At 73.8% G+C, this 18765-nt stretch carries 18 protein-coding genes and 1 tRNA gene; 11 read left to right on the forward strand and 8 right to left on the reverse strand.

Features of this window, described 5'->3' with window-relative positions; genetic code table 11:
* Positions 1–28 precede the first annotated feature (28 nt).
* The 3 genes from ABEA77_RS05680 to ABEA77_RS05690 all read right to left on the reverse strand — a co-directional run bounded on the left by ABEA77_RS05680 (position 29) and on the right by ABEA77_RS05690 (position 3294).
* Entirely contained in the window at positions 29–1135 is a 1107-nt protein-coding gene (locus tag ABEA77_RS05680) for an STM4014 family protein (RefSeq protein WP_345642024.1), read from the reverse strand.
* Between the two features lie 4 nt (positions 1136–1139).
* Entirely contained in the window at positions 1140–2090 is a 951-nt protein-coding gene (locus ABEA77_RS05685) for an STM4015 family protein (RefSeq protein WP_345642027.1), read from the reverse strand.
* A 274-nt stretch (positions 2091–2364) separates the two neighbouring features.
* Complete coding sequence (locus ABEA77_RS05690) at positions 2365–3294, reverse strand: carbohydrate kinase family protein (protein ID WP_345642030.1); 930 nt, start codon at positions 3292–3294, stop codon at positions 2365–2367.
* A 307-nt stretch (positions 3295–3601) separates the two neighbouring features.
* Here ABEA77_RS05690 and ABEA77_RS05695 point away from each other — a divergent pair, with 307 nt between their 5' ends.
* From ABEA77_RS05695 to ABEA77_RS05725, 7 genes are all read left to right on the forward strand, one after another.
* On the forward strand, positions 3602–4765 hold the full coding sequence (locus ABEA77_RS05695; protein ID WP_345642032.1) for an MBL fold metallo-hydrolase: 1164 nt from the start codon (positions 3602–3604) through the stop codon (positions 4763–4765).
* Between the two features lie 111 nt (positions 4766–4876).
* Entirely contained in the window at positions 4877–6766 is a 1890-nt protein-coding gene (locus tag ABEA77_RS05700) for a sensor histidine kinase (protein ID WP_345642035.1), read from the forward strand.
* 9 nt (positions 6767–6775) lie between these two features.
* Entirely contained in the window at positions 6776–7213 is a 438-nt protein-coding gene (locus tag ABEA77_RS05705; RefSeq protein WP_345642038.1) for a roadblock/LC7 domain-containing protein, read from the forward strand.
* Between the two features lie 3 nt (positions 7214–7216).
* A complete protein-coding gene (locus tag ABEA77_RS05710) occupies positions 7217–7588 on the forward strand; it encodes a DUF742 domain-containing protein (protein ID WP_345642040.1) in 372 nt (123 codons plus the stop codon).
* The gene (locus ABEA77_RS05715; protein WP_345642043.1) at positions 7566–8330 is read left to right on the forward strand and encodes a GTP-binding protein; all 765 of its coding nucleotides are present in this window, start codon (positions 7566–7568) and stop codon (positions 8328–8330) included. Before ABEA77_RS05710 ends, ABEA77_RS05715 begins: the two co-directional genes overlap by 23 nt.
* A complete protein-coding gene (locus tag ABEA77_RS05720) occupies positions 8327–8857 on the forward strand; it encodes a GAF domain-containing protein (RefSeq protein ID WP_345642045.1) in 531 nt (176 codons plus the stop codon). Before ABEA77_RS05715 ends, ABEA77_RS05720 begins: the two co-directional genes overlap by 4 nt.
* Before the next feature lie 99 nt (positions 8858–8956).
* Positions 8957–9889 carry an alpha/beta fold hydrolase gene (locus ABEA77_RS05725; RefSeq protein WP_345642048.1) on the forward strand — a complete coding sequence of 311 codons (933 nt, stop codon included), beginning with the start codon at positions 8957–8959 and terminating at the stop codon, positions 9887–9889.
* A 54-nt stretch (positions 9890–9943) separates the two neighbouring features.
* Here the strand turns inward: ABEA77_RS05725 and ABEA77_RS05730 are convergent, their stop codons facing one another.
* Positions 9944–10801, reverse strand: a complete 858-nt coding sequence (locus ABEA77_RS05730; RefSeq protein WP_345642051.1) for an aldo/keto reductase — start codon at positions 10799–10801, stop codon at positions 9944–9946.
* 108 nt (positions 10802–10909) lie between these two features.
* On the opposite strand from ABEA77_RS05730, the gene ABEA77_RS05735 reads away from it, so the two are divergent.
* The gene (locus ABEA77_RS05735; RefSeq protein WP_345642053.1) at positions 10910–11863 is read left to right on the forward strand and encodes a LysR family transcriptional regulator; all 954 of its coding nucleotides are present in this window, start codon (positions 10910–10912) and stop codon (positions 11861–11863) included.
* Here the strand turns inward: ABEA77_RS05735 and ABEA77_RS05740 are convergent.
* Complete coding sequence (locus tag ABEA77_RS05740; protein WP_345642055.1) at positions 11860–12372, reverse strand: mycothiol transferase; 513 nt, start codon at positions 12370–12372, stop codon at positions 11860–11862. The genes ABEA77_RS05735 and ABEA77_RS05740 overlap by 4 nt on opposite strands.
* A 161-nt stretch (positions 12373–12533) precedes the next feature.
* On the opposite strand from ABEA77_RS05740, the gene ABEA77_RS05745 reads away from it, so the two are divergent.
* Positions 12534–12607 (forward strand) — tRNA-Pro (locus tag ABEA77_RS05745).
* Between the two features lie 98 nt (positions 12608–12705).
* Here ABEA77_RS05745 and ABEA77_RS05750 read toward each other — a convergent pair.
* From ABEA77_RS05750 to ABEA77_RS05760, 3 genes are all read right to left on the reverse strand, one after another.
* Positions 12706–13971 carry a glycine cleavage T C-terminal barrel domain-containing protein gene (locus ABEA77_RS05750; RefSeq protein ID WP_345642058.1) on the reverse strand — a complete coding sequence of 422 codons (1266 nt, stop codon included), beginning with the start codon at positions 13969–13971 and terminating at the stop codon, positions 12706–12708.
* Between the two features lie 1059 nt (positions 13972–15030).
* Positions 15031–16368 carry an MFS transporter gene (locus ABEA77_RS05755; protein ID WP_345642060.1) on the reverse strand — a complete coding sequence of 446 codons (1338 nt, stop codon included), beginning with the start codon at positions 16366–16368 and terminating at the stop codon, positions 15031–15033.
* Between the two features lie 93 nt (positions 16369–16461).
* Entirely contained in the window at positions 16462–16980 is a 519-nt protein-coding gene (locus ABEA77_RS05760) for a GNAT family N-acetyltransferase (RefSeq protein WP_345642190.1), read from the reverse strand.
* A 409-nt stretch (positions 16981–17389) separates the two neighbouring features.
* On the opposite strand from ABEA77_RS05760, the gene ABEA77_RS05765 reads away from it, so the two are divergent.
* Both ABEA77_RS05765 and ABEA77_RS05770 read left to right on the forward strand, forming a co-directional pair.
* Positions 17390–17521, forward strand: coding sequence for a hypothetical protein (locus ABEA77_RS05765; RefSeq protein WP_345642063.1), 132 nt, complete (start codon positions 17390–17392; stop codon positions 17519–17521).
* Positions 17522–17752: 231 nt separating this feature from the next.
* On the forward strand, positions 17753–18742 hold the full coding sequence (locus ABEA77_RS05770; RefSeq protein ID WP_345642066.1) for an amino acid ABC transporter permease: 990 nt from the start codon (positions 17753–17755) through the stop codon (positions 18740–18742).
* The last annotated feature ends 23 nt before the right edge of the window (positions 18743–18765 follow it).

Raw genomic sequence — 18765 nt, forward strand, 5'->3', positions numbered from 1 at the left:
CCCGGGACCGGTGCCCGGCGGACACCGCTCAGCCACGGGTACCCCGCAGGGGCGCGGCGGCCAGCTGTGCCGCGTAGGTGTCGAGCCCCTCGGCTGCGGTTCCCGGCAGCCCGGTCAGCCCGGGCAGCAGGTCCCCGAACGCGTTGACCTCGCCGACCGCGAAGCGCCGCCAGCCCGACTCGGGCAGCAGGTCGACGCCGACGCAGTGGGTGCGCGGGAAACAGGCGGCGGCCCGCTCGCACAGCGCGAGCGCCTCGCCGAAACTGCCGCCCGCCGCCGCCACCGCCGCGCGCACCGCGGCCAGGTCGCCGCGGGCGCCGCCCAGGTGGAGGTTGGTCATGGGGGAGCGGCTGGTGCGCACCACCGCGTGGGTCGCCCGGCCCGCCACCACGACGACCCGCAGGTCCGCACTGCGCCCGCCCAGGGCCGCCTTCGGCAGCCACCGCTCCACGTGCAGCCCGTCCGGCGCCAGCGCGTCCACCACCGCGGCGACCTGGCGCTCCGTCGCGTACGCCCGCACCCGCAGCGAGTTGAACAGCCGTCCTGCGGCATCCCGCTCGACGGAGGTGACCGCGCGCACCCGCCCGCGGCTCGCCGTCTCCACAGCCAGGACACCGGAGGCCGAGGAGCCGTGGGCGATCTTCACGAACGCCCGGCGCAGCCCCGCGCCCGCCATCAGGGCCCGCACGTCTTCCCAGCCCGCGACGGAGGGCGCGGCGGGGCCCGACGTCGGGGACGCGGGCACGGCCACCCCGGCGCCGGCGAGCACGCCGTGGCACAGCCGCTTGTCGAAGAGGACCGCGAACTCCGCGGGGTCGTGCAGCAGGGCGGCCCCCGCCGCGGTCGCTGCACGCCCGAGCCCCCGTACGGCCCCGGTCAACGCCGTGTACCAGCGGGCGGTGCCCTCGACACGCGCCGCGTCGAGCGGCCCGCGCAGCAGCCTGTCCACCTCGGCGTCCTCGCCGGGCGACTCGACGCGGACCGTCTCCCCGCCCCCGAACGCGGGGGAGCGGCCCCGCAGCACGTCGGCCCACGGCACCAGCCGCGCGGGCGGCAGCCCCGCGGCGCGCAGCGCGGCGCCGAACAGCCCGACCCTGCGGCTGCCGGGTATCCCCACCACGACCCACCCCGCCACGGCGCTACTCCGCCACGGCCACGTAGCGGAAGTCCTCGTCGCCGTCGGCGTCCTCGCGCGCCCCGTCGTCGTCGAGGTCCACCTCCACGCCCGCGCCCGCCAGTTCGGCCGTGATGCGCTCCTGGAGCGCCTCGGAGATGTAGTGGTGGGACAGGTCGAGCCGCCTGAGGTGGGTGAGCGGCTGGCCCGCGAGCAGCGCCTCTGCCCCCGCGTCACCGAGGGTGCCCATCGACAGGTCCAGTGTCTCGAGCCGCGCGACGACCGGGGCCGACGCGCAGGCCACCGCGATCTCGTCCTGCAACTCGCTGTTGTGCAGGGCGAGGTGGCGCAGTGCGGGAAAGCGCTCGCCGGACAGGAAGGGCGCGAGGTCGGCGACCGTGGTCGTACCGCCGTAGTTCTCCACGCCGAGCCACAGATCGAGGCGTTCGAGCGCGGGCAGGGTGCTCGCGCCGATGCCCCGCACCACGGCGCCGTCGAGACCGCCCGTCTCGATCCTCAGCGAGCGCAGCGAGGCGTGGTCGACCGGGTCGAACCCCAGCTCCTGGCCGCCCCGCACGCCGAACTCCTCCAGTGCGGGGAAGGCCCTGAGCAGGGGCGCCACCTGGGTCTGGTTGATCCAGGAGATCTCGCACTCCTCGAAGGTCATGTCGCCGAGGAAGAGGGCGCGCAGCGAGGTCAGCCGGTCACGCGCCCCGGTGAGGGCCTCGACGACCTCGTCCGGGCCCGACTCGTAGGCGTCGCTCCACGCGCCCACGACCAGCGCCCTCACCCGGGTGAGATCGACGGCCTCAGCGAACCGGTCGAACTCCTTGTCCCAGGGGATCTCCGCGTCGTACGACTCGACCCAGATCCGCCAGGCGACGGAGTCGGCGGGCGGGAGCCCCTGCGCGCCCCGCGCGCCGGAGAAGTCGAAAGTGGGCAGGCCGTGGAATTCCGTGAGGCTGTCCGAGGGCATGGCGATGGCTCCAGAGAACGGGTGGCCCGTGGGTCGGCCGACGTTGCAGCAGTTCTATCAAGGCCCTCTGACAGCGCGGGCGGTGGCGGCGCTGCGGGCGCTCCCGGTGGGCGACGCGGTGCGCACCCGCCCCTGGGCGGCCGCGCGGTGCGCCGCCCACGACGCGCTCGGAGCCGCCGGCTGGGCCGCGCTGTGGAGCCGTAAGGGGGCGCGGCTGCGGCAGCGGGACAGGCTGCTCACCGACCGGACCGCCGCGGCGGTCGTCGCCGCGGCCTCAGCGTGCCCGCGCCAGCAGGTCGTCGCGGCCTATCAGCGCTTCGGGGCCCTGGCCCGTGCAGGCGTGGGCGCCCGCGCGGGCGCCGAGCGCCGCGCACGCGTCGAGGCCCCGCCCGGCCAGCCTGCCGTAGAGGAAGCCGCAGACGTACGCGTCGCCCGCGCCGTTGGAGTCGACCACCGGCGCGGGCGGCACCTCGGCCGCCACCGGGCGAGGCGTCCTGCTGCCCTCCCGCGTCATCAGGTACGAGCCGCCCGCGCCCGCCGTGGCCACCACGACCTCGGCGCGCCCCTCCCGCAGGATCTCCTTCATCACCGAGGCGATCCTCCCGCCCGCCCCGGCCGCGCTCAGGAACACCACGTCGGCGCGGAGCGCGAAGTCCCGCTGGTGCTCGGTGAGTCCGTCCCAGTCCTGGAGGTCCGTGGAGACCGGTACGCCCGCCTCGGCGATGTCGTCGAAGAGATGGCGGGCGAAGTCCACCGCCGACAGGTGCACATGGCGGGCCGCGCGCAGGTGCGGCAGGTAGAAGGAGCGCGGCATCCGCAGCCCGGCGGGCTCCCGCGCGTCCTGGAAGGACATCCGCCGGCCCGTGCGCTCCACCAGGCTCACCGCCCGCCGGGTGCCCGAGGGCGAAGGCAGCGCCTCGAAGTCCACGCCGCCCTCGGCGAGCCTGGCCCTCACCTGCTCCCCGGTCCAGTCCTCGCCGACGAAGTCGAGGAACTTCACGCTGAGCCCGAGCGCCCGGCAGCCGAGCGCCACATTGCCCCCGGTGTGGCCGGGCCACTCCCGTATCGCGCTCACGTCGACGGTGTCGGCGAGCGGCACGGGCAGCGAGTCGACCCGGACCACGGTGTCCACTCCGCTGCCCCCGACGACCAGCACGTCGTACCCCGTCCTGCCCGGTTCGCCGCCGCTCGGCTGGTCCGTCACAGTGGTCCTCTCCCGTCGGTGGCCCCGCCCGTCCCGGCATGGTGGCGCGCCGCGGTGAACCCGCGAACGACGTCATCTGAACGGCGAATCCCGACACCCTACTCACCCCGCCCCGCGCGCACCGGCCGGGAGGGCGGCGGCCGCCCGGCCGGACGGCCGGTTCCGTACGGGTGTGGCGGATGCGCAGGAACGGGAATCCGAAGCGGCCCGGAAACGTTGTCACGCCGTGGAAAACTCCGGATCCCCCGTACACACGCCCCAGAGCGCGGCCCCGTCCTCGCCGCCCCGGTCCTTCGGCCTCCCGACGGTGGGCCGCCTGCTGGCGGCAGGCCGCCCCGAGGCGTTCGGCGCCGAGTCGACCGGCGAGCGCCTCGCCCGCATCCGGCGCTCGCCGCATTTCTCGGACGGCACGTTCAAGAACCCGGACGGCACGGCGCGCACCAGACCCTCGGGCTCGCCGCTCGACCTGGCGAAGGTCTACTTCGAGAAGGACGCGCGCGCCCGCAGGGCCCCCGCGGGCACCGTGCCCGTGCACCCGACCACGCTGGCCGACCTCGCGAAGCCGCCCGCCACCGGGCTCCGGCTGACCTGGATGGGCCACTCCAGCGTGCTCGCCGAGATCGACGGGGCGCGGGTGCTGTTCGACCCGGTGTGGGGCGAGCGCTGCTCGCCGTTCTCCTTCGCAGGCCCCAAGCGCCTGCACCCCGTGCCCGTGCCGCTGGCCTCCCTGGGCCCGGTGGACGTCGTGGTGATCTCCCACGACCACTACGACCACCTGGACATGCCCACCATCAAGGCGCTCGCCACCACGGACACGGTCTTCGCCGTACCGCTCGGCGTCGGCGCGCACCTGGAGCGCTGGGGCGTCGCGCCCTCCAGGCTCCGCGAGCTGGACTGGCACGAGGCCACCGAGGTGGCGGGCGTGCGGCTGACCGCCACCCCCGCCCGGCACTTCTGCGGCCGCGGCATCCGCAACAAGCAGCACACGCTCTGGGCGTCCTGGGTGGTAGCGGGCCCCGAGCACCGGATCTACCACAGCGGCGACACCGGCTACTTCACCGGCTTCCGGGACATCGGCGCAGCCCACGGCCCGTTCGACGCCACGATGATCCAGATCGGGGCGTACTCCGAGTACTGGCCCGACATCCACATGACCCCCGACGAGGGCATGCGGGCCCACCTGGACCTCCAGGGCGGCACGCCGGCCGGCGTGATGATGCCCATCCACTGGGGGACCTTCAACCTCGCGCCGCACCCGTGGGCCGAGCCGGGCGAGGGCACCGTCGAGGCCGCCGAGGAGGCCGGCGCCGCGGTCGCGCTGCCCCGGCCGGGCGAGCCCTTCGAACCGACGGCCGATCGGGTGCCCGACGCCCCGTGGTGGCGCCAGGTCGCCAGGACGCCCGCGGGCGGCAGGCCCGCCGCGCGCCGCGGGCTGAGCAGCCGGGACGAGAGGGTCGAACGCGTGTCCTGACGCTCATACCAGAGCGGGACGTTGCACGGGCAAGTTCGCCAACTGCCGTCCGTACCCCCGCCGGTCACGACTACCGTGAGTGCTCGATGATCAACGGAGGGCACTGACGGCATGTCTCAACTTCGCGCACCCGCGGCGCGGTCCGACCGCCGCGAGGGCGGGCGGCACGGCAGGCCGGGCGCCCGCGGCAGAACGGCGGGCGCCCGCACGGCGCCGCGGCAGGTCCAGGACACACGGATACGGCCGCGGTTGCTGCGGGCCGCGGTCCTGCCCGCCATAGTCGCCTCGCTCAGCGGAGCCGCGGCCGTCGTGGTCGTACTGCGCCAGTCCGGCACGGAACCCACGGCGGGGGCCTGGGCGGCGCTCGCGGGCACCGCACTCGTCGCCTTCGCCTCCGTCGCGGCCGCCGCGCTCGGGGCCGAGCGCACCGCGCGGGGCGTCATCGAGCGCTGCCACGCGCTGCGCAGGACGAGCGCGCGCGGACAGGACGAACTGCGCTCCGTCGTGGAGCGGCTGCGGCGCGGCGACCAGGTGACCGTGCGCCGCACCCCGCCCGACCCGCGCACGGCGGGCGACGAACTCGACCGGCTCGGCCGCGAGCTGACCCGCTCGCAGGAGGCCGCCGTGGCCGCCGTCGTCCAGGCCTCGCAGCTCTCAAGCAGCGCGGGCGACGAACAGCGCGTCGAGGTGTTCGTCAACCTCGCGCGGCGGCTCCAGTCCCTCGTGCACCGCGAGATCCAGCTCCTCGACGACCTGGAGAACGAGGTCGAGGACCCCGAGCTGCTCAAGGGCCTCTTCCACGTCGACCACCTGGCCACCCGCATCCGCAGGCACGCGGAGAACCTCGCCGTGCTCGGCGGCGCCGTCTCGCGCCGCCAGTGGAGCAGGCCGGTCTCCGTGACCGAGGTGCTGCGCTCGGCGGTCGCCGAGGTCGAGCAGTACCCGCGGGTCACGCTCGTACCACCGGTCGAGGGCACCCTGCGCGGCCACGCCGTCGCCGACGTGATCCACCTGCTCGCCGAACTCGTCGAGAACGCCACGCTGTTCTCCGCGCCGCACACCCAGGTGCTGCTGCGCGCCCAGCGCGTCACCGCGGGGCTCGCCGTCGAGGTGGAGGACCGCGGCCTCGGTATGGCGCCCGAGGAGCAGAAGCGCATGAACGGCCTGCTCGCCGACCCCGACCAGGTCAACGTGGCCCATCTGCTCCAGGACGGAAGGATCGGCCTGTTCGTGGTGTCCGCGCTCGCCCGCAGGCACGGCATCGCGGTACGGCTCCAGTCCAACATCTACGGCGGCGTGCAGGCCGTCCTCGTCCTGCCGGAGACGCTGCTCGGCACCGGGCAGGACGGCCAGGACACGGCGGCGGGGAACGGCTCCGCACCGCCGGCCGCGGCGCGCGCCGTGCCGCCCGCCGTGCCCCCGGGAAGCACGCCGCCCCCGGGGGCGGCACCGCCCCCGGTGACCGCACCGCCCGCGCGGGACGACGCCGCCGCCCGGCGGCGGGAGCCGGACGCCGGCCCGGCCGACCCCTCCTCCCCGGACGGCCCCGCCGGCCCCGGCACGCGCATCCCGTCGCCCGCGCGCGGCGACAGGGCCCCGGCCGTGCGGAGCGTGCCCCCCGCGCACGACGTGCGTGCCCCCGGCGTCGCCCGCGCGACCCAGCAGGGACGCCCGCGGCTGCCCAAGCGGCAGGGACAGGAGCACCTGGTGCCCGAGCTGCGGGAGAGGCCCCCCGCGCCGCCCGCGGATGCGCCGGGCGAGCACGCTGTGCACGACCCCGGCCTGATGGCCGCGTTCCGGCGCGGCATCGGCCTCGCCGAGACGGAGGCGGGCGCCAAGGCCGCCGCGGACGCGGGCACCGGCGCCGTGCCGCCGCGCGCCCCCGGGCCGCCGCGGCGGCCGGCCTCGGCGAAGCCCGACCTCCCGCAGCGGCAGCCCGCCGAGCGCCCGGCGCCACACCGGCGCGAAGCGCACCGCCGCACCCCCACGAACGAGGAGTGAGAGAACACGATGGCGAGTGACGTATCGACGGGCCATGCCCAGGACCTGGACTGGCTGCTCGCCGGCCTGGTCCAGCGCGTCCCCCACACCCGCAGCGCGGTGCTGCTCTCCTCGGACGGCCTGGTCAGATCGCTGCACGGCCTCGACGCCGACAGCGCCGACCACATGGCCGCCCTGGCCTCGGGCCTCTACTCCCTCGGCCGCAGCGCGGGAGCGCGTTTCGGGGACAGCGGCACGGTGCGCCAGGTCGTGGTGGAACTCGACTCCACCCTGCTGTTCGTGACCACCGCGGGCACCGGCACCTGCCTCGCGGTGCTCGCGGGCCGCGAGGCCGACGCCGCGATCCTCGGCTACGAGATGGCGATGCTGGTCAAGAGCGTACGGCCCTACCTCGTCACGCCCGCGCGGCGGCCCGCGGGCGCGGCGGGCGAGCGACCGGGGCGGTGAGGGGTGCCGGTCGCGAAGGACGGCCCATGGCTCGACCAGGCCGCGGGCCGGCTGATCCGCCCGTACACCGTGAGCGGCGGCAGGACCCGGCCCGCCGTCGCGCTCGACCTGCTGACGCTGGTGATATCCACCGGGAGCGTGCCCGAGGCGCCCCTCGGGCCGGAACACGGCGAGGTGCTCGGGCTCTGCCCTGCGCCGACCCCCGTCGCGGAGATCGCCGGCCGCATGGGGCTGCCCGCCACCGTGACCAAGATCCTCCTCGCCGACCTGGTGCAGTGCGGCGCCATCACCGTGCGCCCGCCCTCCAGATTCCAGGACCCGACCGACCAGTTACTGCTTGAGGCGGTGCTCGATGGCCTACGACGACAGCTCTGAACCCGTGTCCCGGGCCGCGGTCGACACCGCGCCCGGCCGCGCCGAGACCCCGGGCGCCGGCTCCGTGCCCGCGGCCCGCACCCCCGCGGAGTCCTGCGCCCCCGGAGCCAGGGCCCCGGCGCCGCGCACGCCCGCCGCGGACCCCGCGACCCCCGCCGACCCCGCGACCGGGCCCGAGGCCTTTCCGCAGGCGCTGAAAGTGCTGGTCGCGGGCGGATTCGGGGCGGGCAAGACGACCTTCGTCGGCGCGGTCAGCGAGATCGCCCCGCTCAGCACGGAGGAGCTCCTCACCCAGGTCGGGGCCGGGCTTGACGACCTCACGGGGGTCGAGGGCAAGACCTCCACCACGGTCGCCATGGACTTCGGCCGGATCACCCTCGATCCGCACCATGTGCTCTACCTGTTCGGCACGCCGGGGCAGGAGAGGTTCTGGTTCCTCTGGGACGAGCTGTGCGCGGGCGCGCTCGGCGCGGTGGTCCTCGCCGACACCCGCCGCCTGGAGCAGTCCTTCTCCGCCGTCGACTTCTTCGAACAGCGGGGCATCGGATTCGTGGTCGCCGTCAACGAGTTCGACGGCTCGTTCCACTACGACGCCGAGGAGATCAGGGACGCCATCGGCCTCGCCCCCGAAGTGCCCGTGATCCTGTGCGACGCCCGGATCGCCAGCTCGGGCATCCGCACGCTCGTCACCCTCGTACAGCACCTGCTCACCTCCGCCACCGCGGGGGAGGCGGCCTCGTGACCTACGACCCGATCGGCAGGATGCTGATCACCCCGGACGACCGCGAGGCGCCCGAGCGGGACAGGCGGCTGCGGGGCCTCGGCCTCGGCGAGTGCCCCGAGCCCGCGTTCGACGCACTGGCCCTGCGGCTCGCCCGGCTCACCGGAGCGCCCTACGCGGGCGTCAACTTCCTGCTCGGCGGCGGGCAGTTCTTCGCGGGTCTGCACACACCGCCGGGCCGGGCCGCCGGGCGGGGCCTCGCGCGCAGCCGCGGCTTCTGCCCGCATGTGGTGGCCAGGGGCAGGGCGCTCGTCCTCGAAGACGTACGGGACTTTCCCAGGTTCGCGGCGAACCCGCTGGTCGACGAGGCCGGCATCCGCGCCTATCTCGGCGCGCCGGTCGCCGACCGGGCGGGCCTGGTCCTCGGCACGGTGTGCGCCGGGGACACGGAGCCGCGCCGCTGGGGCAGGGCAGGACTCGACACGGTGAAGTCGCTCGCGGCCGAGCTCGCCGCGGACCTGCACCGCAGGGAGGACTCCGGGCGCTGAGGGGCATGGCGTACGGGTGCGGGGACAGGGGCACGGGAAGAGAGTCGCGGGGGAGGCCCGCGCGACCCGCCCGCCCACACCGCACCGGAGGCGCCGCCCATGACCCGCTACACGCCAGGACTGCTGACCGCCCACGACGGCGTCCAGATCGCCGGATACACCTGGCTGCCCGAGGGCGGCAGGCCGCGTGCCCTGGTGCAGATCGCGCACGGCGCCGCCGAGCACGCCCTGCGCTACGACGGCCTCGCGCGGCACCTGGCCGCGCACGGCTACGGCGTCCTCGCGACCGACCTGCGCGGCCACGGCGCGACCGCCACCTCCACCGGCGGGTACGGGGCCGCGGGCCCGGAGGGCGACAGCTGGCGGGCGAACGTCGAGGACCTGCGGACGGCGGGGGAGAAGGCCCGCACCCTCCACCCGGGCGCGCCTCTCTTCCTGCTCGGCCACAGCATGGGCTCGATGCTCGCGCGCGACTACGCGCAGGAGTATCCCGACGACCTGGCCGGGCTGATCCTCACCGGGACGTTCCGCTCGCTGCCCGGCTGCGAGATCGCCGAGACCGCCGTGCGGCTCGAACGGGAGGCGGAGAAGGAGGGCAGGGACGCGCGCTCGTCGTTCGTGACGGAGCTGTTCGCGTCGTTCAACGACCCGTACGAGCACCGCACGGGCTTCGAGTGGCTGTCGCGCGACGAGGCGGAGGTCGACGCCTACGCGGCCGACGAGCGCTGCGGCTTCCCCTTCTCCGCCGGGCTCGCGCTCGACTGGGTGCTCGGCGTCCGCAAGATCAACAACCCGCGGGCGCTCGCCCGCATCCCCGCCGACCTGCCGGTCCACGTCGCGGTCGGCGAGCAGGACCCGTGCCACCAGCGCATGACGCTCGTCTACGAGCTGATCGAGGACTTCCGCTACCTCGGCCTGACCGACCTGACCTGGAAGGCGTACGGGGACGCGCGCCACGAGATCCTGCACGAGACCAACCGCGACGAGGTGCACCGGGACCTCACGGACTGGCTCGACGCGCACGTGCTGTGAGGCGGCTCCGGCCCCGGCCGTCCGGACGGCCGGGGCCCGCGTGCGCCGGGCGGCTCAGGCCGCGTCGAGGCGTTCCAGCTCCTCGGCGGTCAGCTCCAGGTCGGCGGCGCGCACCGAGTCGCGGATGGACTCGGGGCGGCTCGCGCCCGGGATCGGCACCGTGACAGGCGACTTCGCCAGCAGCCACGCGAGCGCCACCTGGTGCGGGCTGACGTCGTGGGCCTTCGCGACCTCGGCGAACGGCGCGAAGCGCGAGCCGAGGGCGCCCGCGTTCTTGATCCCGCCGAACGGGCTCCACGGCAGGAACGCGATGCCGAGCTCGGTGCAGAGGTCAAGCTCGGGCTCGCTGGAGCGGAACGCGGGGGAGAACTGGTTCTGCACGGACACCAGGCGGCCGCCGAGGATCTCGTTGGCCGTCCTGATCTGCTCAGGGTTCGCGTTCGAGATGCCCGCCTGGAGGATCTTGCCCTCGTCGAGCAGGTCGCGGATCGCGCCGACCGACTCCTCGTACGGCACCGACGGGTCGGGCCGGTGGAACTGGTAGAGGCCGATGGCCTCGACGCCGAGCCGCCGCAGGGACGCCTCGCAGGCGCTCTTGAGGTACGCGGGCGAGCCGTTGAGGGTCCACGACCCGTCGCCGGGCCGCAGGTGGCCGCCCTTGGTCGCGACCAGCACCTCGGACCCGCGCTCGTGGCCGGCCAGCGCCTTGGCGATCAGCGACTCGTTGTGCCCGACCTCGTCGGCGAACCGGTGGTAGGCGTCGGCGGTGTCGATGAACGTGACCCCGGCGTCCAGGGCCGCGTGGATGGTGGCGACGGACCGCGCCTCGTCCGGGCGGCCCTCGATGGACATCGGCATACCGCCCAGACCGATCGAGCTGACCTCGGCGGTCCCGATGCGGCGAGTCTTCATAGTGGGGTTCACCTTCCTCTGAGTGAGACGTCCCACACCCTGGTCCCTCGGCGGCCTGTCCGTCCAATAGAAGAAAGCGAACGCATTGAGAGACTAGGCTTCTCAATCGTGGAACTGCGTCATCTCGAATACTTCGTCGCCGTCGCGGAGGAGCGCCACTTCACGCGCGCCGCGCAACGCCTCATGGTCTCCCAGTCCGGCCTCTCGGCCTCGGTGCGCGCGCTGGAGCGCGAGCTCGGTGCCCCGCTGTTCGTGCGCTCGACGCGCCGCGTGGAGCTGACCGACGCGGGGCGCGCCCTGTTCGTCGAGGCGTCCAGGGCCCTCGCCAGCGTCCGCTCGGCGAAGGAGGCCGTCGCCGCGGTGCAGGGACTGCTGCGCGGCACGCTCGCGGTGGGCACCGAGCAGTGCATCGCGGGCGTGGACGTGGCGAGCCTGCTGGCCAGGTTCAGGGCCGAGCACCCCGGCGTGGAGATCCGGCTGCGGCAGGCGGGCTCGGCCGCGCTCGCCGCCGACGTCGCGGAGGGGCGGCTGGACCTGGCGTTCCTCGCGCTGTCCTGCTCGGTCCCCGACGGCATCAGGCTGCTGCCGCTGGCCCGCGAGCGGATGGTGCTGCTGTGCAGGCCCGACCACCCGCTCGCCGTGCGCGAGCAGATCACCTGGGCCGAGCTCGCCGACGAGACCTTCGTCGACTTCCACACGGACTGGGGCGCCCGCAGCCGTACCGACTACGCGTTCGCGTCGGCGGGCCGTGAGCGCCGGGTCGCGCTTGAGGTCAACGACGTGCACAGCCTGATCGAGCTGGTGGGGCACGGCCTCGGCGTCGCGGTGGTCCCGCGCCCCGTCGCCCGCAAGCCGCAGGCGGCGAGGCTGAGCACGGTGGAACTCGCCGAGGCGGACACCTGCCAGTGGGAGGTGTCGGTCGCCGTGCCCGAGGGCCGGCGCACCACGTCGGCGGCGCGGGAGCTGCTGTCGTACCTCCCGGCCGCCGCGGACGCCGTCGCGGAGAGGGGGGCCGCCGACAAGGCCACTGCCGGGAACGCGGCCACCGGCAAGGGCCGCTAGCGGCGTTCCAACGCCCCGCGGACAAACGCGGCCTGGCCCGCGTGCTGGAGGTCGTCGGAGAGCACGCTGACGAGCCGGACACCGAGTGTCACCGCCGGGGTCCAGGAGTCGTCCACGACCCGCTCGAAGTCCGCGTCCCCGAGCGTGTGCAGATAGGCGACCGTCCTGTCGTGCACCGCCTCGTGGTAGCCGGTGAGGAGATCGGCGGAGATGCCGCTGGCGGCGGCCACGTCGCGCGATGAGTGCCCGTACCCGGTCGCCGCGGGCTTGAAGGGCAGCTCGAACCGGTCCGACCAGCCCTCCGCCGTCCACACCTGCTCCGAGCCCGCCGCGTCCGCGACATGGTCGTCCTGGACCCGCGTGAGGTGCCAGACCAGCCAGGTGATCGAGTTCGCGCCGTCGTCGAGCCGGGTGGCGAGCTCCTCGGGCCCAAGACCGTCCACCGCCTCGTGCACGACCTCCCGGATGCGGCCGAAGCCGTCGATGAGCAGGTCACTGCTTGCGGGCATGACGTGGTTCCTTCCGTGTGACCGAACAATCCACTACGCCAGAGACAGCTTCCCCCGGGCGGCCGCCCGACGCCCACCGGGAAGCGGTTCGTGACCACCCGGGTGAGTGCGGTACTCTTCTCTTGCGCGTTCGGCCGGGGGAAACCCCAGGTCACGGGCATCGGGACGTGGCGCAGCTTGGTAGCGCACTTGACTGGGGGTCAAGGGGTCGCAGGTTCAAATCCTGTCGTCCCGACTCGACAGAGTCGCAGTTCAGGGCCGGTTTCGGAGACATCCGAAACCGGCCCTGGCGCGTTCTCGGGCCATACCCCGGGCGATCGGGGCCGCGACGGTTCACTCGATGGGAAAGGCCGAGACCACCGCCGGGATGCTCCTGCTCGTCGCGTCACCCGCCGGCTCGAACACGTACACCGGTGTCCCCGGAACCGCGAGGTCGACCGGCAGCCGGGCCAGGGCGACGTTCGTCCGCAGTTTCGGGGCGTACGCAGCGGACGTCACGTAGCCCACCGGCTCCGCGTCCGGGGAGGGCGCGACCAACCAGAAGTCGGACAGGTAGTCCGCGATCGGGTCCCCCTCCATCCTCAACCCCGCCATGGTGAGCTTGTACGGATGGTTTCCGGTCGAGATCTCGGCCCGCATCTGTTCGAGGGCGCCCCGGCCGATGTAGTCCGACGCCTTGTTGCGGGGAATGTGGGCCGCCAATCCGACCTGGAAGGGGACCATCTCGTTGTCGACGTCCTGGCCCCACGCGAGGATCCCCGAGGAGATCCGATGGGGCTGGATGGGGCCGGTGACCGCAAGCCCGTAATCCTCTCCCGCCCGGAGGATCGCATCCCACATCTTCTCCGCGTTCATGCTCGAATTCTTCAGGTAGACCTCGTATCCCGCCTCACCGGAGAAACCCGTTCGCGAAACAAGTACCGGAAGGCCGGCGATCTCGGCCTCCGCCAGCCCGAACGGGGGCATCTCGGATGCTGTGTCACCGATGAGGTCGGCCATCAGCCTGTTGGCCTGCGCGCCCTGGATCTGGACGGGCGACACGTCGATCTCCTGGATCTCGACATCGAACCCCTTGCCGACGTTGACCCCCTTCAGCCAGAGCGACAGATCCGAGTCGGAAATACTGAACCAGTACTCGTCGGAGGAAATCTTCAGCAACAGCGGGTCGTTGACCATTCGTCCGCCGGCATCGCACAGGACGACGTACGCCGCCCGCATGGGCGCCAGTCGCGTGACGTCCCTCGTGACGACGTAATTGACGAACTCGGTGGCCTCGCGTCCGTGCACGCGGATCTGCCGCGCTGCCGCGATGTCCCATAACGTCACGCGCTGCGTCAAGGCCTCGTATTCGGCCGCGGACCCGCCGTTCCCCTCCTTGGAGGCGTAGCCCCTGGGCAGGTACATGCGGTTGTACACCTCTGCGCGTCGGCATCCCGCCTCGATCGCCAGGTGCCAGTAGGGCGACTTCCGGGCGCGCGTGGATATCAGGAGTTCGATGTCCGGTCGACCCGTTTGGCGCAGGTTGACAGGGACGGCGCGATCCGACTGATCGACCGATGAGAAGTTTGGATCCGTCCATGCGTCAGACTCGTTCGTCACGCTGTCCCCTCCCGCGGCTACCTGATTCGGTGCCGGTCCATTGACGTCCGCTGGCGGCAGCGATACCCTGCTGCCGGCCGGTAAATCGGACGTGGCGTATTCCCGAATTTAACACGGCCCGATCCGGTGGCCAACTACTACTTTGGCCATCTCGCGGCCCGCGGTCCGACGCCCGCACCGCGCGATTCCGGTCGCCTCCGCGACACCGCCCTGTGCGAATCAAGCGCTTCCACTGCGCCCTGCGCAATCCTCGCGCTTTATCGGCAGGAATGAGGATTTTTCAGGTTTCGTTCCGCTGATTCCGGAGGCCCTTTTCAGGGTGGAGGATGATACCGGCTGCTGCCCCCGTGTCCGCGTCAGGGGGCGGCCGGGCAGCGGCCCGGCACGTGTGCAGGAAGCCTGAAAAAGACTATCCGATTTCCGTGTGGAAGCGACCTGGATTCCGGCGTTGAACCTCTCGAAAAATCACGTAGCAGAAGGTCGGCAACGATGTTCTCGCGCGATTTCGAGACATTCCGAAGGGCCTGGTGGCGGATGCCTTTCTTCGGCACGGGCTGGGCGGCTGGACGGACGAGGTCCTGCCGCTCGTGGCCGGCAGCCGGGCCGCCGCCCGGGGCCCGCACCGTCGACCCCGAACCGACGCGGCTCTCCGGCGAGCTCAAGGAACGCATGGACGACCTGCTGACTCCGCCACTCCACGGCGGCCCGGTCGTACCTCAGGCCGAGGCCGAACCTCTTCGCGGGGGCGGCTCGCCCGACGGGGGCCCGTGCCCATCGAGAGACGAACGGAGACGGGCACGGACGCTGTCGTGCACGCGCGCGCCGGGGAGGATCCGCCGTCGGCCTCGCCCTGCCGCCGCGCCGAAGGCCCCGGGGCCCTGCGCCCCGTGGGCGAAACGGAGTTCGCGGGCGGTGCCGCTGTGACGGGCGCCGGCGGCCGCTGCGGCGCACCCGTTCCTGCTCTTCCGCTGCCGGCTTCGCCGGCCTGGCGCTCGGCGCCGGGGCCGACCGGGTACTTGAGGCGTCGCGGCGATACACCGCGGAGCGGACCCCGCGCGATCAGCGCTCCAGCGTCCCGTGGGCCGTCTCCGGCAGCCTGGCGTACACCAGTGCGGAGACCAGGCACAGCACCGCCACGTACCAGGGGAACCAGCCGGCGTGCCCGGCGTCGGCGAACCAGGTGCCGACGTAGGGCGCGGTGCCGCCGAAGAGGGCCACCGTCAGCGAATAGGGGAAGCCGATGCCCGCCGCGCGCACCCGCGCGGGGAAGACCTCCGCGTTCACGGCCGCGGCGACCGCCGTGTACCCCGTCAGCAGGACCATGCCCGCGCACTGCACCAGCAGCAGTGACCAGAAACCCCCGTCGAGCAGGTGCAGCAGTGGCACGGCGAGCACGGCGAACCCGACCGCGAAGGCGATCAGCGGCGGCTTGCGGCCCACGCGGTCGGAGAGGACGCCGCCGAGCGGCTGGAGCACCGCGAAGAAGGCCAGCGAGATTGTGCCCGCGGTGAGCGCCGTCCCCTTCCCGACGCCCGCGTTGACCGTCGCGTACGTGGGCAGGTACGTCGTCCACGTGTAGTACGCGATCGTGCCGCCCGCGGTGATCCCGCAGATCAGCAGCGAGGCGCGCGGGTGGCGGCGCAGCGCCTCGAACAGCCCGGGCCGCGGCGTCCCCGGCTCGGGCGCGCTGCGGGTCTCCACGGCCCCGCGCCTGATCCAGAAGCCGACGAGCGCGATGACCGCGCCGAGGAGGAACGGGACCCGCCACCCCCAGGACGCCATCTGCCCCTCGGTGAGGTTGCCGGCGAGCAGGGCCGCGATGCCGGAGGCCACCAGTTGGCCCACGGTCGTGGACACGTACTGGAAGCTGGAGAAGAGGCCCCGCCTGCGCTCGCCCGCCGACTCCACGAGGAAGGTGGTCGACGCCGCGAACTCACCGCCCACCGAAAGGCCCTGGACGAGCCGGGCCACCACCAGGACCACCGGGGCGAGCAGCCCGGACGCCGCATACGTCGGTGTCACACCGACCAGCAGACTGCCGCCGCCCATCAGCAGGATGGTGAGGGTCAGCGCGGCGCGGCGGCCCCGACGGTCCGCCACGGCGCCCATGAGCAGGCCGCCCACCGGCCGCATGAAGAACCCCACGGCGAACACCGCGAAGGCGGAGAGCAGCGGCACGAGGGAGTCGCCCGCGCCCTTGGGGAACACCCGGTCCGCGAAGTAGATGGCGAGGAACGAGTAGGCGTACCAGTCGTACCACTCGGCGGCGTTGCCGACGGACGCCGCCGCCAGCTGCCGCACCGGCAGCCGCGGCAGCCTCGCCCGCTCCGTACCGGCTCCCGCGGCAGGGCCGCCGCCCGCCGCCTGCCGTCCGGCGTCCGCCGGCCCGTCACCCATGTCGTCCGCGCGCCCCTCGTCCGTACCGCGCCGCGGGGCCCGTGCGGGGACCGCGGCGATGACTGCCGGACCCCTTTCCCGCCGGGGCCCGCTTCACACCACGCGCCGGGCGGTGTCCGGGGGCGGCACGAGGTCCTTCGTGAAGGGCAGGGGACCGATGGTCTCCGGGTCCGCCGCCAGGTCGAAGAGGGGCGTGTAGCCGGCGGCCAGATACAGGGCGCGGGCCTCCGGCTGGCGCGGGCCCGTGGTGAGGTAGACCCGGGCGTAGCCCGCCGCCGCAGTCTGCTCCAACTCGGCGACCACCCGCCGCGCAAGACCCCTCCTGCGGTGCGCGGGATGCGTCCAGATCCGCTTCAGCTCGGCGGTCGAGGCGTCGCGGCGGCGGTACGCGCCGCCGGCCACCGCCGCGCCCTGTTCGAGCAGCAACAGCAGGACGCCGTGGGGCGGTTCGAACTCCTCGGCCGGATAGCCGGCCAGCTCGGTGTGCGCGTCCTTGCCGTAGCGCGCGGAGTACTCGTCCCCGAGCTGGCGCAGCATCGGCGCCACCAGCGGATCCGAGGCCCGCACCCGCACCCAGGCGGCGTCATGGGGCCCCGCGGGTACGGAGGGCATCGTGGTCATGGGAGAGGGAACCTTCCTGCGGGAACGCGCGGACGGGGCACGGCCGCCGACCCCGGCGCGCACGGGCCCTCGGCCGGGCGCGCGGGCACACGGCGGCGGAAGGGGCGGCGAGGGGCAGACGGAGCGAGGGGGCGGGCCGGACGAAGGGCCGTCAGGCGCTACACGTGGCGGACCACACGCGACCGAAGTCGATGTGTCCACGGGTGACCAGCGCAACTCGCCTCTGCATGGCATCAGTCGACCATCCGCGCCATGCCGCGTCAACCGCCGTCCTGAGGGATGGGACGCGGGCCGCACCGCGCCGCGCACGTTGACACCGGTCTGTGTCCCGTGCCTAACTGAGGGCCCGCCGGGCGTCTCCGGCGGTGGGAGCACACAAGACCGGGGCGGGTGAGAGGACATGCGCACAGCGGCTGACGAGGCCATGTGGCGCTGCCACCGCCGCTTCTCCGCGGTCCTCGACCGTAGTGTCGACCTGCTCCGCGTCAGCAGCGCGCTCTGTCCGCGCTGCCCCGTCGCGCACCGCGCCTGACCCGGCGCTCCCCTCGCGCGGGTCCCGCGCCGTCCGCGCGTCCCCTCGGCACCCCGGGTCCGCCCTGCCCGCACGAGCAGCCGGCCGAGCCGCGCGGGGGAGCCGGCCGAGCCGCGCGGGCATGGCAACAGGTCTCCCTGCAAAGCCGGTTGCCGCCGTACCCCCGCTGCGGCGCGACCCTCGCGCACTCCGCACCCCCGCCCCTCCCGTACCGACTCCGCTGGAGCCTCCATGAGCGAGCCACCCGCGCCCGTCGCCGCGGCGCCCGTCACCACCGCGCCGCCGCCGGGCGACGCACCGGCGCGGCCGGCCGCCGCGCAGCGCGTGCTGCCGCAGCGGCGCCCCTGGCGCTGGGTCGCCACACTCGTCGTGCTGGTGCTCGCCGCCCAGATCGCGCACGGCCTGGCGACCAACCCGTTCTACCAGTGGGACCGGTTCCAGTACTGGTTCCTGCGGCCCTCGATCCTCGGCGGCCTGCTGATCACACTGAAGGTCGCCGCGTACAGCGCGGTGCTCGGCCTCGCCGGCGGTATCCTGCTCGCGCTCGGCAGGCTCTCCCGCAACCCCGTTCTCCGGTCGGTCAGTTGGCTCTACATCTGGCTGTTCCGCTCGGTGCCGCTCATCGTGGTGCTGCTGTTCCTGTACAACTTCTCCGCCCTGTACAAGACACTGAGCCTCGGCGTCCCCTTCGGGCCCGGCTTCGTCCACTTCGACGAGTCGCACCTCGCCACCGACCTCGTCATCGCCGTGGTGGGACTCAGCCTCAACGAGGCCGCGTACGCCGCGGAGGTGGTGCGCGCGGGCCTGCTCTCGGTCGACCAGGGGCAGCACGAGGCCGCGGACGCCCTCGGCCTGCCGCGGCGCTACCAGTTCACCCGCATCGTCCTGCCGCAGGCGCTGCGCGCCATCGTGCCGTCCTACGTCAACCAGCTGATCGGACTGGTCAAGAGCACCTCGCTGGTCTTCTACGTGTCCCTGCTCGACCTGTTCGGACAGGTCCAGAACATGGGCAGCACCTTCCCAGGCGACGTCGTCCCGCTGCTGCTGGTGGCGACGGTCTGGTACGTGATCCTCACCAGCGCCGTCTCCGTCGTCCAGTACTCCGTGGAACGCCGCTTCGCCCGCGGAGCCCTGCGCACCCTGCCGCCGACCCCGCTCGCCAGGCTCCGCACCGCGCTGCGCACCCTGCGGGCCCGCACCGCCCCGGGAGCCCCGGCGTGAACACACCCGCCACGCCCGCACAC

This window comes from Streptomyces tremellae, from assembly GCF_039540215.1.
GTDB classification, from domain to species: Bacteria; Actinomycetota; Actinomycetes; order Streptomycetales; family Streptomycetaceae; genus Streptomyces; species Streptomyces tremellae.